Source organism: Microbacterium sp. bgisy207, from assembly GCF_965345035.1.
In the GTDB taxonomy this organism is placed as follows: Bacteria; Actinomycetota; Actinomycetes; order Actinomycetales; family Microbacteriaceae; genus Microbacterium.
This window is the reverse complement of record NZ_CBDRMG010000002.1, coordinates 41,634-55,423: the sequence shown is the minus strand read 5'-3', so window position 1 is coordinate 55,423 and position 13,790 is coordinate 41,634. Positions and strand designations below refer to the sequence as shown.

The window sequence follows — 13,790 nt, the reverse complement described above, 5'->3', positions numbered from 1 at the left end:
CCCGTGCGCCTTGAACGTCGGAATCCGTCGCGATTCTGGTTCCACACGACGGCACCCGTCGTGCGAGAATCACTTCGTGATCAATGGAGACGTGTCCTGGTGGTGGCGGGACACCGGTGGCGTGCCGAACCCGCGTGAACCTCTCCCCGGCGACCTCGCGATGGACGTGTGCATCGTCGGGGCCGGGTACAGCGGCCTGTGGACGGCGTACTACCTGAAGACGCTGCAGCCCGACCTGCGCGTCTGCATCGTCGAGCAGAGATTCGCGGGCTTCGGAGCGTCAGGGCGCAACGGTGGATGGCTGACCAACTCGGTCACGGGCGGACGCTCGCAGTACGTCGAACGTCACGGACCAGACGCGGCGATCGCGCAGCAGAGGGCGCTGAATGAGACCGTGGACGAGGTGATCGACGTCACCCGGCGCGAGGGAATCGACGCCGATGTCGTCAAGGGCGGAGAGCTCGAGATCGCGCGGACGCCGGCTCAGCTGGCGCGACTACGGAAGGCTGCCGCGGAGGAGTCATCCTGGCCCCACACCGACGTCGTGGAGCTGGATGCCGCGGCGACGCGGGCCCGCGTCGCCGTCGCGGGGGTTCTCGGCGGTCTCTGGCATCCGCACTGTGCGCGCATCCACCCCGCCAAGCTCGCCTCGGGGCTTGCGGAGGTCGTGGAGCGGCTGGGCGTGGTGATCTTCGAGGGCACGACGGCGCGATCCCTCGAGCCCGGACGTGTCCAGACGGACCGGGGCACTGTGCGCGCGGATGCCGTCATCCGCGCCACGGAGGGCTTCACCGCGAACCTGCATGGCCAGCACCGGACCTGGTTGCCGATGAACTCGTCGATGATCGTCACCGAGCCCCTCCCGAGCGCGGCGTGGGATGACATCGGCTGGTCGGGAAGGGAAACGCTCGGCGACTTCGCGCACGTCTACATGTATGCGCAGCGAACCGCGGACGACCGCATCGCTTTCGGTGGGCGCGGAGTCCCGTACCGCTACGGATCGCGAGTCGACACCGACGGGCGGACCCAGGAGCGCACCATCCGCGCGCTTTCTCGACTACTCCACGATTTCTTCCCCGTCGCCCGACAGACGCCCCTTGCCCACGCCTGGGCAGGTGTGCTCGGCGTTCCGCGGGACTGGTCGGCAACCGTCGGTTACGACAGCGCGACCGGCATGGGCTGGGCGGGAGGCTACGTGGGGACGGGCGTGACGGCGACCAACCTCGCGGGCCGCACCCTCGCTGATCTCGTACTCCGCCGCGACACCGACCTCACACGCCTGCCGTGGGTCGGCCATCGCGCTCGCCGGTGGGAGGTCGAGCCGTTGCGATGGACGGCTGTGAACGCGATCTACACGGCATACCGCGGCGCCGACAGACTCGAGTCCCGCGGCGGATCACGAACGTCAGCGCTCGCCCGGATCGCGGATCTGATCGCGGGCCGCTGACAGCGGGCGGGAGTCCCGCCATACGCGCGCGGCGAGAGTCACTGGGGCGCGTGCGCCTCGAGAAACTCGTAGACATCCGTGGTGTCGACACCCGGAAAGGCGCCCGTCGGGAGGGTCGCGAGCAGCGTCCGAGGGGTGCGAACGTTGGGCCACGAGTGATCCCGCCACGAACTCTCGAGATCCGCGGGCGCCCGCCGGCAGCAGACATCGACGGAGTGCCGGGATACGCCACGGTTGGTGGTCTCACGCCCGATGAACCACTTCGTGTCGTCGAACCGCACGCCGACGCTGATCGAGTGCAGCCCCTCGGACGACGGCTCCACGCGCGCGGTGCACCAGTAGGTGCCGTTACCGGTGTCGGTGTATTGGAAATAGGGATTGAAACGGTCCGGGATGTCGAACACGACGCGACTGGTCCACTTCCGGCAGCACATCTGGCCTTCGATCGAGCCGAACCGGTCGGTGGGGAAGTTGACGTCGTCGTTCTCATACGCCTTCGTGATCGTTCCCGATTCGTGGACCTTCAGGAAATGCACCGGCATATCCAGATGGACCGTCGCAAGATTCGTGAAGCGGTGGGCGGCCGTCTCGTAGGAGACCGAGTACGCGTCGCGCAGGTCCTCGATCGACAGCGCCCGTCGCGCCTTCGCGTCGCGGAGGAATGGGACGACGTCATCCTCGGGCATGAGCAGTGCGCCGGTGAGGTAATTGATCTCGACCCGCTGCCGCAGGAAGTCCGCGTAGCTTGCCGGCTCAGCGTGCCCGAGGATCCGGCTGGCCAGCGACTGCAGCACGGCGGTGCGGGCGTCGCGCTTGCTCGCGATCGTGCTCGACAGATAGAGCCGTCCGTGCTTGAGGTCCAAGACGCTGCGCGTGGTCAGCGGCACATCCGACACGTAGTGGATCGTGAACCCGAGGTGGGCAGCGATGTCGGATGCCGTGCGCTGTGTCAGCGGTCCGCCACTGTGCCCCACGGCGTCCAGCAGTCGCCGCGCATGAGCCTCGAGGTCGGCGAAGTAGTTGTTCTGGCTCGTCATGAGCCGACGGAGGGACAGGTTCGCGCGGCGTGCAACCTCGGGCGTCGCGGCCCGCTCGTCGCGCAACCGATCGATCTCACCCTGCAGCGCGAGCATCGCCGCGAGAACCTCGTCGGGGATGGACCGACCGATTCGGAACGGTGCGATACCCAGCGCTTGGAAGGTGGGGCCGCGCATCGCCCGCTCGAGCGCCACCTCCATCGTCGCCCGCTCATCGAGCGGCTCGGACTCGAGCAGCGCGTCGAGCGTCGTGCCGAGTGCTCGTGCGATCGACCGCAGCAACGAGAGCTTCGGCTCGCGCCGTCCGTTCTCGATCATCGATAGCTGGCTGGGAGCTCGGTCCACCTCCGCGGCAAGGTCGTCCAGCGTCATCCCCCGCTCGGCGCGCAACTGCCTGATACGCCGGCCGATCGTGAGCGTGTCGACGGCGTCGTCGGCGTCCGTCGCGGTCAGGGGGAGGGACTCTTCCGGGGCGGCAAGGCTCGTCATGCCGGCGATTCTGTCACGGATGCAGAAGTTTGAGCAATCTTCACAGCTCAAGTGGTCACTCAACGCCACGAAGTTCACTCAGAGTGGTGTCACGACGCCCCTAGCCGACGAACCTCCTCGCCGGACGACACAGACAGGAAGGATGCGCCATGACTCCCTCCACGACCACACCGATGCCCACCCGTTCAGGGGCGGCACCGATGACGACAACCGAACCCACGATCGAGGTTGTCGGCCCCCTTCGTCCGCGGTATGACGAGATCCTCACCCCGGACGCACTCGGTTTCCTCACCGAGCTCCACTCGCGCTTCGCCGCGCGCCGCCACGACCGACTCGCCGACCGGATGCGGCGCCGGTTCGAGATCGGCAACGGCCACGACCCGCAATTCCGCGATGACACCGCCCACATCCGTGACGACGACGAGTGGCGCGTGGCGGGTGCCGGGCCGGGTCTGGAGGACCGGCGGGTTGAGATCACCGGCCCGACCGATCCGAAGATGACGATCAACGCGCTCAACTCCGGCGCGAAGGTGTGGCTCGCCGATCAGGAGGATGCCACCAGCCCGACGTGGAAGAACGTCATCGAGGGGCAGCTGAGCCTTTACGACGCGATCCGGGGGCAGCTCGAATACACCAGCCCCGAAGGCAAGAGCTACCGGGTGACGGCCGAGCAGACTCCGACGATCGTGATGCGCCCCCGCGGCTGGCACCTCATCGAGAAGCACCTGCGCTACACCGACCGCGCGGGACGCACGATGGACGCGTCGGGTTCGCTCGTGGACTTCGGTCTCTACGTCTTCCACAACGCCGCGCAGCTCATCGACAACGGCGTCGGGCCGTACTTCTACATCGCCAAGCTCGAGTCTTCGGAGGAAGCCAAGCTCTGGGATGACGTCTTCACCTTCACGGAGCGCTACCTCGGCATCGCGCACGGCACGATCCGCGCCACGGTCTTGATCGAGACCCTGCCTGCCGCGTTCGAGATGGAGGAGATCCTCTTCGAGATGCGCGACCACATCGCGGGCCTGAACGCGGGCCGCTGGGACTACATCTTCTCGATCATCAAGAACTACCGCGGTCGCGGGGCGCGCTTCGTGCTTCCCGATCGCAGCGAGGTGACGATGACGGTGCCGTTCATGCGCGCCTACACGGAGTTGCTCGTGAAGACGTGCCACAAGCGGGGAGCCTTCGCGATCGGCGGCATGAGCGCCTTCATCCCCAACCGCCGCGACCCCGAGGTCACCGAGCGCGCCTTCCAGAAGGTCGCCGCCGACAAGAAGCGCGAGGCCGGTGACGGGTTCGACGGCACCTGGGTGGCCCACCCCGACCTCATCCCCGTCGCGCGAGCCGAGTTCGATGCGGTGCTCGGCGACCGGCCCAATCAGCTCGACCGGCAGCGTCCCGACGTGAACGTGCGCGCCGCGGACCTGATCGACGTACACATCGGCCGCCCGATCACGGCGTCCGGCGTGTACGGGAACGTGTCTGTCGCCATCCGGTACATCGAGGCATGGCTGCGCGGCTTGGGGGCCGTCGCGATCGACAACCTCATGGAGGATGCCGCCACCGCCGAGATCAGCCGCTCTCAGATCTGGCAGTGGATCCACCAGGACCGTACGACCGAGGACGGCACCCCCATCACCCGGGAGTACGTCGAAGGCCTCATCGCGCAGGTGCTCGACGAGGTCTCGCGCTCCGAAGGCGATCGCTTCGACGACGCCGCGGCGGTGTTCCGCGAGGTCGCTCTCGGGACCGAGTTCCCCGCGTTCCTCACCCTGCCCGCCTACTCGCGCTATCTGGTCGAGACCGACTGATCGGAGCGGTTCGTCTCGCTTCGCTCGCTCAACGCCCCCGGTCGTTGAGCGAGTGCGGCGAGCCGAAACGCACCCCCTACCTCGAACAACACCGACGACCGAAGGACATGACATGACCGCCTACCAGGACGACATCGCCGCCATCCAGAGGCTCAAAGAGCAGCACGGATCCAGCTGGGATGCCATCAACCCCGAGTCCGTGGCGCGGATGCGGGCACAGAACCGGTTCCGCACCGGCCTCGAGATCGCCCAGTACACCGCCGACATCATGCGCCGCGACATGGCCGAGTACGACGCCGACTCGTCGCTGTACACGCAGTCGCTCGGTGTCTGGCACGGCTTCATCGGGCAGCAGAAGCTCATCTCGATCAAGAAGCACCTCAAGAGCACCAACAAGCGCTACCTGTACCTTTCGGGCTGGATGGTCGCGGCTCTGCGCTCGGAGTTCGGGCCGCTGCCTGACCAGTCGATGCACGAGAAGACCGCCGTGCCCGCGCTGATCGAGGAGCTGTACACGTTCCTCCGCCAGGCCGACGCGCGCGAGCTCGACCTGCTGTTCACGAAGCTCGACGCGGCGCGTGCCGCCGGTGACGACACGGCAGCGGAGTTCATCCAGTCTCAGATCGACACCTACGAGACCCACGTGGTGCCGATCATCGCCGACATCGACGCGGGCTTCGGAAACCCCGAGGCCACCTACCTCCTGGCCAAGAAGATGATCGAGGCAGGGGCCTGCGCCATCCAGATCGAGAACCAGGTCTCGGACGAGAAGCAGTGCGGCCACCAGGACGGCAAGGTGACGGTCCCTCACGAGGACTTCATCGCGAAGCTCACCGCCGTGCGCTATGCGTTCCTCGAACTGGGGATCGACAACGGGATCATCGTCGCGCGCACCGACTCGCTCGGGGCGGGGCTCACGCAGAAGCTCGCCGTCACGCACGCACCCGGGGACCTCGGCGACCAGTACAACTCCTTCCTGGATGTCGAGGAGATCTCGGACGCCGATCTCGGCAACGGGGATGTCGTCATCAAGCGGGACGGCAAACTGTTGCGTCCGAAGCGTCTGCCGTCAAACCTGTATCAGTTCCGTCCCGGGACCGGCGAGGCGCGCGTCGTGCTGGACTGCGTCACATCGCTGCGCAACGGCGCCGATCTGCTGTGGATCGAGACCGAGAAGCCGCACGTCGAGCAGATCGCCGGGATGGTGGACGCGATCCGGGCCGAGATCCCGAACGCGAAGCTCGTCTACAACAACAGCCCGTCGTTCAACTGGACGCTCAACTTCCGCCAGCAGGCCTACGACGCGCTCGCGGCAGACGGCAAGGACGTCTCGGCGTACGACCGCGCCGACCTCATGAGCGTCGAGTACGACGACACGGAGCTCGCGCGGCTGGCCGACGAGAAGATCCGCACCTTCCAGCGCGACGGCTCCGCCCGCGCGGGGATCTTCCACCACCTCATCACCCTGCCGACGTATCACACGGCGGCCCTGTCGACCGATGACCTCTCGAAGGGGTACTTCGGCGACGAGGGGATGCTCGCCTACGTGCGGGGCGTGCAGCGTCGCGAGATCCGTGAGGGCATCGCAACCGTCAAGCACCAGAACATGGCAGGCAGCGACATCGGCGACAACCACAAGGAGTACTTCGCCGGGGATGCCGCTCTCAAGGCGGGCGGTCAGCACAACACGATGAACCAGTTCAGCTGAACACCCATCCCACACGGATGCCCCGGGCGCACACCCGGGGCATCCGTGTGCCGCTGTTCCCGGGTGAGTGCTCAGGACGTGCGCGATAGGCACTCCGAGCAGGTGCCGACCAGAGAGCTCTGGACCGCGTCGAGTGCGAAGCCGCCGGTCGCGCGGGCCCGCCGGGCGGCGGACGCGAGAAGGTCCGCCGGCAGGGCGACGATGACCCCGCACGATCGGCACACACCGTGCAGATGTGCGCGGTGATGCTCCGCCGTCGCAAGGTGGTAGCCGGTCGAGCCCTGCGCGAGCGGGCGCGTCGTGACGATCCCGAGGGCGTCGAACAACTCGAGCGTGCGATAGACCGTTGCACGATGGATGCCGAGGTGAGTGAGCTGGGCGGCGACCTGCTCCGCGGTGCGATGCTTGTGCTCGCGCGCCAGGACTCCGATCACGGCGCGGCGCGCGGGCGTGATGCGCTCGCCGCGCGCCGTCAGCTGTGCCACGACCGCGTCGGCGAGGCTGCGGGGCGCCTCCGCATGAAGGTGCTCGTGCTGGTCCGACCCGCCCATTCCGCCATCGTGACACAGGGCCCGTCCAAAAGTCGGCCCGGCGCACAACATCGCTCTTGTATGGTGCGACTGAGTCGCAATAGTGTGAGCGCATCCTCGATCAAGAAGGTCGCCCATGCACGTCCCCGATGGATTCCTCAGCGTGCCAGTCTCGATCGCCACGGGCGTTGTGGCCGCCGGCGCGATCGGGCTCGCCCTCAGGAACTCCCGCGCGGAACTGCTCGATGACCGCAAGGCCCCGATGGTCGGGATCGTGGCGACCGTCATCTTCGCCACCCAGATGATCAACTTCCCCGTGGGTGCGGGCACGAGCGGGCATCTCCTGGGCGGCGCGCTGGCGGCCGTTCTCCTGGGCCCATGGACCGCGATCCTCGCCCTCAGCGCAGTCGTCATCGTGCAGGCCCTGCTGTTCGCGGACGGCGGGCTGACAGCCCTCGGCACGAACATCACTCTGATGGGGCTTGTCACCGTCACCGTCTCCTGGTGGGTGTTCCGCGGCCTGATCCGCGTGCTACCCGCGCGCAGATGGTCTCTCGCGGTCGGCGCGGCCATCGGCGGTCTGCTGTCGGTGCCGGCATCGGCGATCGCCTTCGTGGGCCTGTTCGCGATCGGAGGCCAGGTTGCCGTGCCCCTCGGTCCGGTCCTGACCGCGATGATCGGGTGGCACACCCTCATCGGGATCGGCGAGGCGATCATCACCGGGCTCATCGTCGCCGCCGTGCTCGCCTCACGCCCGGATCTGGTCTACGGGGCACAGTTCCAGCGTTCCGCTCCCGCGGCCATGACGGAGGCGGTCCCGACATGAGTGCGTCCTCGACACCGCGGGCGCGGATCTCCACGCGCGCCTTCACCCTGTGGGCGCTCGGGATCGCCCTCGTGATCTCCACCGCCGTCAGCATCTGGGCCTCATCGAGCCCCGACGGGCTCGAGTTCGTCGCAGGCGCCTTCGGCTTCGACGAGAGCGCAGCCGCGAGCGCGACCTCCGGTTCGCCGCTTGCCGACTACTCCGTCGTCGGCCTTGACGGGAACTGGCTGTCGGTCCTGATCGTCGGTGTCGTCGGGTGCGCGATCAGCTTCGCCCTCGCGTGGGGGCTCGGAAAGCTCGCGAAGCGGCGCGCATGAGGCGACAGAGGGGCACGTGAGCGCCATCGCCTGGGGCCATCGTGAAGGCGGATCCGTCCTGCACCGCCTGCCTGCGCGGACGAAGCTCATCATCACCGTCGCTTTTGCCGCCGTCGTCGTCGCCACGCCACGCGAGTGGTTCGCGGCGTTCGGCGTCTACGCGGTCATCGTGGTCACCGGGCTTGTCATCGCACGCGTGCGGCCACGCGTGATCGCCCGACGGATGACGATAGAGCTGCCCTTCGTCGTGTTCGCACTGCTCCTGCCGTTCATCGCGCTGGGTCCCCGCATCCGGGTGGGGCCGGTCGAGCTGGCCGTCGAGGGGATCTGGGGCGCGTGGGGGCTGCTCGCGAAAGCAACACTCGCCGTCGGCGCCGCCACGGTGCTCATCGCGACCACAGAGCCGCGGCGCATGATCCAGGCCCTCTCCGAACTGCGACTGCCTCACGTGCTCGTCTCGATCATGGGCTTCATGATCCGTTACCTCGACCTCATCGTCGACGAGTCCCGGCGCATGAAGATCGCTCGCGAGTCTCGCGGGTTCCGGGCGCGCGGACCCGGCTCCTGGGCGATCATCGCGCACGCGGCGGGGGCAGTGATCATCCGGTCGCACGCCCGCGGCGAGCGCGTGCACCTCGCGATGCTCTCCCGGGGAGGGTCGGGATGAGCGCAGCATCCGTGTCGGTGCAGCGCCTCGAGTTCGCCTACCCGTCGGGAGCGCGGGTGCTCCACGGCGTCGATCTCGAGATCGCGGCGGGCGAGCGCGTCGCCGTGCTCGGTCCGAACGGGGCGGGCAAGACGACCCTCATGCTGCATATGAACGGCATCCACCTTCCCCAGCGCGGGGCCGTGCGCATCGGGGACACGGAGGTCACGCGCTCAACCGTGGCCGACGCCCGACGGCGCGTCGGCGTCGTCTTCCAGGACCCGGACGATCAGCTGTTCTTGCCCACGGTCGGCGAAGACGTCGCATTCGGGCCCCGCAACCACGGGATCCGCGGAGCCGAGTTGGACGCGCGCGTGGATGCTGCCCTGACGCGCGTCGGATTGGAGCGCGAACGCGATGCCGCGCCGGGCCGGCTCTCGCTGGGTCAGCGGCGCCGCGCGGCGATCGCGACCATCCTGTCGATGGATGTCGACGTGATCGTCCTCGACGAACCGACGTCGAACCTCGACCCGGCCGCGCGCCGCGACCTCACACGCACGCTCGCCGAGGTGGACGCGACGATCGTCGTCGTCACGCACGACCTGCCGTACGCACTCGAACTGTGCCCCAGGTCGGTCATCCTCGACGGCGGACGGATCGTCGCCGACGGCAGGACGTCCGACATCCTCGCTGACGACGGGCTGCTCCGGGCCCATGGACTCGAGTTGCCCTGGGGATTCGATCCGCGCCTGCCCCGTCCCGTCCCGGCGCCCGGAGCCGAAACGCCTCTCAGCCGGCCGTCAGTCGGCGATTGACGCGAGCGAGTTGGCGTCTGATCCGTTCGTGCAGCCCTGTCGCGGTCTCGGCATCCGTCACTTCGGCGACGGCTCCCCAGTGGATCGCGACATGCTCACCCGGCTGCGCACTGTCCCCGAACGGCACCCCCACTCTTCTGGGCGCGTCATCGTCTTCGAGGACGAGCGTCCCCTCCCGGTATCGAAGTCGCGGCCCGACGACCGACCACTGCACCTCGGACGACTCGACGATCCGCGCCGGCAGGATCGCGCACGACTCGAGTACCTCCACGGGTTCGGACCGCCCCGTGCTCAGCAGCCGGGTCCAGGGATACACGCCGAACACGTGAAAGGCGTGGTGCGGTGCCGCCTCAGCGGCGAGTGACTCGTCGAGATACGCCCAGTAGGAGCCGGCTTGGGGGCCGATGATCGCCAGCAGATCCCGCCAGAAGGCTGACGGATCGATCGCGTCACCCTCGGCAGACCCGGTCCAGTATGCCCGCACCGCCCTCTCGTCGAGCGGGTCGCATCCGAGCAGCCGGCCGATGACGACCAGATACGGCCAAGCTCCTGAGAAACGGGCCGCCGCGGCACGGACGTCGACCTCGGCGCCCTCACCACGGGCGACCTGCGCGAGCAGCGGTGCACCGTCGGGCCCGCAGTAGCCTTTCTCGTTCGGATGGTAGGCGTACCGGGCGAACACGCGCTCCCCGGGTGGTCGGGCGCCCTCGCTCACGCGCGCGCCACGGCCTGCGCGGCCTCCCGATGCAGGCGACCGAAGTTGTAGTACGCGGCACATGCCCCCTCCGGCGACACCATGCACGTGCCGATCGGCGTCTCGGGCGTGCATGCGGTACCGAACACCTTGCACTCCCACGGCTTGATCACACCGCGCAGCACGCTGCCGCACTCGCACGCGGGCGGGTCTTCGACCCGCACGCCGGGCAGGGAGAACGTCTTCTCGGCGTCGAAGCGTTCATAGTCGGGATGGATGCCGTACCCGGACCGAGGGATGTACCCGAGGCCACGCCACTCGAACGTGTCCCGCACCGCGAACACCTGCTGCATCAGCGCGAGTGCCGCCGGATTCCCCTCCCGCCGCACGACCCGGGAATACTGGTTCTCAACCTCGCAGCGCCCCTCCTCGAACTGTCTGAGCAGCATCTCGACGGACTGGAGGATGTCCAGCGGCTCGAACCCGGTCACAACGATCGGCAGACCGTATTCGGCGGGGATGAAGTCGTACACGGTCGTCCCGACCACCGTCGAGACGTGTCCGGGACCGATGAAGCCGTCCAGGTCGAGGTCATCGGCATCCAGGATCGCCCGCAGCGGGGGTTCGATGAGCACGTGGTTGCAGAAGATCGAGAAGTTCCGCACGTCCAGGGCTGCCGCGCGGGCGATCGTGACCGCCGTGGAAGGTGCGGTGGTCTCGAACCCGACGGCGAAGAACACGACCTTCTTCTCGGGGTTGTCGATCGCGATCTTCAGCGCATCCAGCGGTGAATACACGAAGCGGACGTCCGCTCCGGCCGCCTGCGCCTGCAGGAGGCTGCCTTCGGTCCCGGGCACCCGCATCATGTCGCCGAAGGTCGTGAAGATCACACCAGGGCGGTGTGCGAGCCACACCGCATCATCGACGCGACCCATCGGGATGACGCACACGGGGCACCCGGGGCCATGCACGAGCTGGACAGCCTCGGGAAGCAGGTGCTCGAGGCCGTGCCGGTAGATCGTGTGGGTGTGGCCGCCGCAGACTTCCATGAACGAGAGCGTGCGCCCGAGTCGCTCCGTCTGGGCATCGATGACCTTCAGCAGAGAACGGGCGGCAGCGGGATCGCGGAACTCATCGACGAATCGCATCAGACGATCTCCGTTTCCATGAACGCTTCGAGCTCTTCGTCGTAGGTGCGCCCGAGCTTTCGAATCTGGTCGAGGGTGACATCCGCTTCCCGTTCGTCGATCCTGCTCATGGCGAAGCCCACGTGGACGAGCACCCAGTCCCCCACCTCGAGCGGCTCATCAGCGAGCAGGCGGGTGGAGATCACCCGGCGGACACCGCTGACCTCCACGGACGCGAGGTGCTCGTCGGCATCGACGACCTCGACGATCTCACCGGGTATTCCGAGACACATGGCTGACCTCTCTCTCAGCAGATCCGGGGAAGGGGGTCGCCGACGAGCATGTCGACGATGCGAGTGCCGCCGAAGGCGTTGCGCACGGCCACGATGTCGGAGGGGCTGGCGACCACCTCACCGATGACGGCAGCGATCTCGCCGCCGGGGAGCGACCGGAGCGCGGCAAGCGCGGCATCCGTGCGTGCCGCCGGAACGACGGCAGCGAACATCCCCTCGTTCGCGACGTAGAGCGGATCGATGCCGAGCATGTCGCACGCGCCACGAACGACGGGCGCGACCGGAACCGCCTCGTCATCGATGATGACCCCGTGGCCGGACGCCTGCACGAGCTCGTTGAGCACGGTCCCGAGGCCACCGCGCGTAGCGTCCCGCATCCAGCGCGTGTGCGGCGCGGCGTCCAGGAGCGCCTCGACGAGTCCGTTGACCGCGCGGGAGTCGGAGTGGATCTCTGCGTCGATCGCGAGGTTTCCGCGAGCGAGCATGACCGCCATCCCGTGTGCGCCGATCGGACCGGAAACGAGGATGCGGTCTCCGGGTTCGACCAGGGATGCGCCGAGCCGCCGCTCGTCGGGGACCGTGCCGATCCCGGCCGTCGTGATGAAGAGCTTGTCCGCGGCGCCCCGCGGCACCACCTTGGTGTCGCCCGCGACGATCTGGACTCCTGCGGTCTCGGCGGCCGCCCGCATGTCGGCCGCGATCTCGCGGAGGGTCTGCACGGGAAGCCCCTCTTCGATGACGAAGGCTGCGGTGATGGCCGTGGGCACCGCGCCGCTCACAGCGAGGTCATTGACGGTGCCGTTGACCGCGAGATCTCCGATGCTGCCGCCGGGGAACCGGATCGGGTTCACCACGTACGAATCGGTGGTCAGCGCGACTCGACCCGCCGGTCGAGCGAGCACCGCGGCGTCTCCGGGATCGCCGGGAGTGGGCGACCCGAACGCTTCGAAGAACACGGCGTCCACGAGGGCCGCGGATGCCTTCCCGCCTGCGCCGTGAGCCAGGGTGACCACCTCGTCGATCAGGCGGGGGCGGCGGCGGCGGAACGCCTCGATCCGCGCGAGAACTTCGTCCTCGGACTCGTTGAGTCGGTTCTTCCCCCGACGGGCGGTGTCGGATGCCGTGGGTTCAGCGGTCATGACATCACCGCCGAACGCGTCGGCACGACCACAGCGTCGGGGAGCGGAACCGTCGCGATCGCCATTCCCGCGTGAATGAGCACCAGATCGCCGGGCGAGACCCGACCGACGATGGTGACGTCGATCTGCTCGACACCGTCCGCAGTGCGCACCCGCGCGGGAGCGAACAGCACGGGTGGGGCCGCGACGACCTCGCCGAGGCGCCCCTCGTCGCTGCAGGTCACACAGACCTCGTCGGTGCACTCCACGACGGCCGGCTCCAATGCCGCGGCATCGTGTCGTAGGTCTTCCGCCAGCACGAGGATGCGGGACACGATCTCGGGACCTCCCTCGACGCACACGGTGGCCACTCCCTCGGGAGGGCGCTGTGACGAGCCCACCCAGATCCCGGCGACCCCCCACGCCGGGAGGCGCGCAAGCAATCGGTCGCGGTCGGGGAAGGCTCCCACGACGATCGCGGCGTCCCCGGTGCGGGCCGCGGACCGAAGCTCCGCGCACGGATCCTCGCCCGACACGACGGAGATGGTCGGCACATCCACGGGAGCGTCGGAGACGACGTGGACGGACCGGCCTAAAGCCCATGCCCGGGCGACATGAACGGCCGCGATGCGCAGGTCGCTCGCCGGTGCGGCGGTCACAGTCCGACCCTCGCTTCGGCAGCGATCGCGCCGTCATCGTCGACGATCCCGGCATCCTGCATCGCACTCATGACCTGATCCACCTGGTCGGCCGGGACCCGAGTGAGGGCGAACCCGGCGTGCACGATGACGTAGTCGCCGACCTGGAGATCGGGCAGGAAATTGAGCTTGACGTCCCGGGTCTCACCGGCGAAGTCGACCTCGGCGACGATCGCGCCGTCGGGCTCCTCCCACCGCTCGAGGATCCGGCCTGGAATCGCAAGGCACATC

General features: G+C 68.2%; 15 protein-coding genes. 7 read left to right on the top strand and 8 right to left on the bottom strand.

Annotated features, from left to right (window positions below):
• The first annotated feature begins 76 nt into the window (after window positions 1-76).
• Window positions 77-1,447, top strand: a complete 1,371-nt coding sequence (locus ACSGC5_RS01915) for an NAD(P)/FAD-dependent oxidoreductase (protein WP_434968915.1) — start codon at window positions 77-79, stop codon at window positions 1,445-1,447.
• 38 nt (window positions 1,448-1,485) lie between these two features.
• On the opposite strand, the gene ACSGC5_RS01910 is transcribed toward ACSGC5_RS01915, so the two are convergent.
• Entirely contained in the window at window positions 1,486-2,973 is a 1,488-nt protein-coding gene (locus tag ACSGC5_RS01910) for a helix-turn-helix domain-containing protein (protein WP_434968914.1), read from the bottom strand.
• 173 nt (window positions 2,974-3,146) lie between these two features.
• Between ACSGC5_RS01910 and aceB the strand changes: the two genes are divergently transcribed.
• A complete protein-coding gene (gene aceB, locus ACSGC5_RS01905) occupies window positions 3,147-4,787 on the top strand; it encodes a malate synthase A (protein ID WP_434969145.1) in 1,641 nt (546 codons plus the stop codon).
• A 112-nt stretch (window positions 4,788-4,899) separates the two neighbouring features.
• The gene (locus tag ACSGC5_RS01900; protein ID WP_434968913.1) at window positions 4,900-6,495 is read left to right on the top strand and encodes an isocitrate lyase; all 1,596 of its coding nucleotides are present in this window, start codon (window positions 4,900-4,902) and stop codon (window positions 6,493-6,495) included.
• Between the two features lie 71 nt (window positions 6,496-6,566).
• On the opposite strand, the gene ACSGC5_RS01895 is transcribed toward ACSGC5_RS01900, so the two are convergent.
• Window positions 6,567-7,046 (bottom strand): Fur family transcriptional regulator, encoded by a 480-nt coding sequence (locus ACSGC5_RS01895; RefSeq protein WP_434968912.1) that lies wholly within the window; start codon window positions 7,044-7,046, stop codon window positions 6,567-6,569.
• Window positions 7,047-7,161: 115 nt separating this feature from the next.
• Here ACSGC5_RS01895 and ACSGC5_RS01890 point away from each other — a divergent pair, with 115 nt between their 5' ends.
• From ACSGC5_RS01890 to ACSGC5_RS01875, 4 genes are read left to right on the top strand one after another with little or no spacing between them, the layout of a single operon-like run.
• Window positions 7,162-7,851, top strand: coding sequence for an energy-coupling factor ABC transporter permease (locus ACSGC5_RS01890; protein ID WP_434968911.1), 690 nt, complete (start codon window positions 7,162-7,164; stop codon window positions 7,849-7,851).
• The gene (locus ACSGC5_RS01885) at window positions 7,848-8,168 is read left to right on the top strand and encodes a PDGLE domain-containing protein (RefSeq protein ID WP_434968910.1); all 321 of its coding nucleotides are present in this window, start codon (window positions 7,848-7,850) and stop codon (window positions 8,166-8,168) included. The genes ACSGC5_RS01890 and ACSGC5_RS01885 overlap by 4 nt, the downstream gene beginning before the upstream one ends.
• 16 nt (window positions 8,169-8,184) lie before the next feature.
• Window positions 8,185-8,835, top strand: coding sequence for a cobalt ECF transporter T component CbiQ (cbiQ, locus tag ACSGC5_RS01880; RefSeq protein WP_434968909.1), 651 nt, complete (start codon window positions 8,185-8,187; stop codon window positions 8,833-8,835).
• Window positions 8,832-9,629, top strand: coding sequence for an energy-coupling factor ABC transporter ATP-binding protein (locus ACSGC5_RS01875; RefSeq protein WP_434968908.1), 798 nt, complete (start codon window positions 8,832-8,834; stop codon window positions 9,627-9,629). The genes cbiQ and ACSGC5_RS01875 overlap by 4 nt, the downstream gene beginning before the upstream one ends.
• Here ACSGC5_RS01875 and ACSGC5_RS01870 read toward each other — a convergent pair.
• The 6 genes from ACSGC5_RS01870 to ACSGC5_RS01845 are packed head-to-tail and all read right to left on the bottom strand — an operon-like array spanning window position 9,604 to window position 13,789.
• Window positions 9,604-10,344: a DUF6390 family protein gene (locus ACSGC5_RS01870; protein WP_434968907.1), complete on the bottom strand. Its 741-nt coding sequence runs from the start codon at window positions 10,342-10,344 to the stop codon at window positions 9,604-9,606. The two genes, ACSGC5_RS01875 and ACSGC5_RS01870, sit on opposite strands and share 26 nt — an antisense overlap.
• On the bottom strand, window positions 10,341-11,471 hold the full coding sequence (gene hypD, locus ACSGC5_RS01865; protein ID WP_434968906.1) for a hydrogenase formation protein HypD: 1,131 nt from the start codon (window positions 11,469-11,471) through the stop codon (window positions 10,341-10,343). The genes ACSGC5_RS01870 and hypD overlap by 4 nt, the downstream gene beginning before the upstream one ends.
• Window positions 11,471-11,743 carry a HypC/HybG/HupF family hydrogenase formation chaperone gene (locus tag ACSGC5_RS01860; RefSeq protein WP_434968905.1) on the bottom strand — a complete coding sequence of 91 codons (273 nt, stop codon included), beginning with the start codon at window positions 11,741-11,743 and terminating at the stop codon, window positions 11,471-11,473. The genes hypD and ACSGC5_RS01860 overlap by 1 nt, the downstream gene beginning before the upstream one ends.
• A gap of 14 nt (window positions 11,744-11,757) precedes the next feature.
• On the bottom strand, window positions 11,758-12,882 hold the full coding sequence (gene hypE / locus ACSGC5_RS01855) for a hydrogenase expression/formation protein HypE (protein WP_434968904.1): 1,125 nt from the start codon (window positions 12,880-12,882) through the stop codon (window positions 11,758-11,760).
• A complete protein-coding gene (locus ACSGC5_RS01850; protein WP_434968903.1) occupies window positions 12,879-13,520 on the bottom strand; it encodes a hypothetical protein in 642 nt (213 codons plus the stop codon). The genes hypE and ACSGC5_RS01850 overlap by 4 nt, the downstream gene beginning before the upstream one ends.
• Window positions 13,517-13,789 (bottom strand): HypC/HybG/HupF family hydrogenase formation chaperone, encoded by a 273-nt coding sequence (locus ACSGC5_RS01845; protein WP_434968902.1) that lies wholly within the window; start codon window positions 13,787-13,789, stop codon window positions 13,517-13,519. Before ACSGC5_RS01845 ends, ACSGC5_RS01850 begins: the two co-directional genes overlap by 4 nt.
• Window position 13,790 lies beyond the last annotated feature (1 nt).

Coding starts and splice junctions, on each gene's coding strand:
- ACSGC5_RS01910 (WP_434968914.1), bottom strand. CDS start 2,973: ATGACGAGCCTTGCCGCCCCGGAAGAGTCCCTCCCCCTGACCGCGACG.
- aceB (WP_434969145.1), top strand. CDS start 3,147: ATGCCCACCCGTTCAGGGGCGGCACCGATGACGACAACCGAACCCACG.
- ACSGC5_RS01900 (WP_434968913.1), top strand. CDS start 4,900: ATGACCGCCTACCAGGACGACATCGCCGCCATCCAGAGGCTCAAAGAG.
- ACSGC5_RS01895 (WP_434968912.1), bottom strand. CDS start 7,046: ATGGGCGGGTCGGACCAGCACGAGCACCTTCATGCGGAGGCGCCCCGC.
- ACSGC5_RS01890 (WP_434968911.1), top strand. CDS start 7,162: ATGCACGTCCCCGATGGATTCCTCAGCGTGCCAGTCTCGATCGCCACG.
- ACSGC5_RS01885 (WP_434968910.1), top strand. CDS start 7,848: ATGAGTGCGTCCTCGACACCGCGGGCGCGGATCTCCACGCGCGCCTTC.
- ACSGC5_RS01875 (WP_434968908.1), top strand. CDS start 8,832: ATGAGCGCAGCATCCGTGTCGGTGCAGCGCCTCGAGTTCGCCTACCCG.
- hypD (WP_434968906.1), bottom strand. CDS start 11,471: ATGCGATTCGTCGATGAGTTCCGCGATCCCGCTGCCGCCCGTTCTCTG.
- ACSGC5_RS01860 (WP_434968905.1), bottom strand. CDS start 11,743: ATGTGTCTCGGAATACCCGGTGAGATCGTCGAGGTCGTCGATGCCGAC.
- hypE (WP_434968904.1), bottom strand. CDS start 12,882: ATGACCGCTGAACCCACGGCATCCGACACCGCCCGTCGGGGGAAGAAC.
- ACSGC5_RS01845 (WP_434968902.1), bottom strand. CDS start 13,789: ATGTGCCTTGCGATTCCAGGCCGGATCCTCGAGCGGTGGGAGGAGCCC.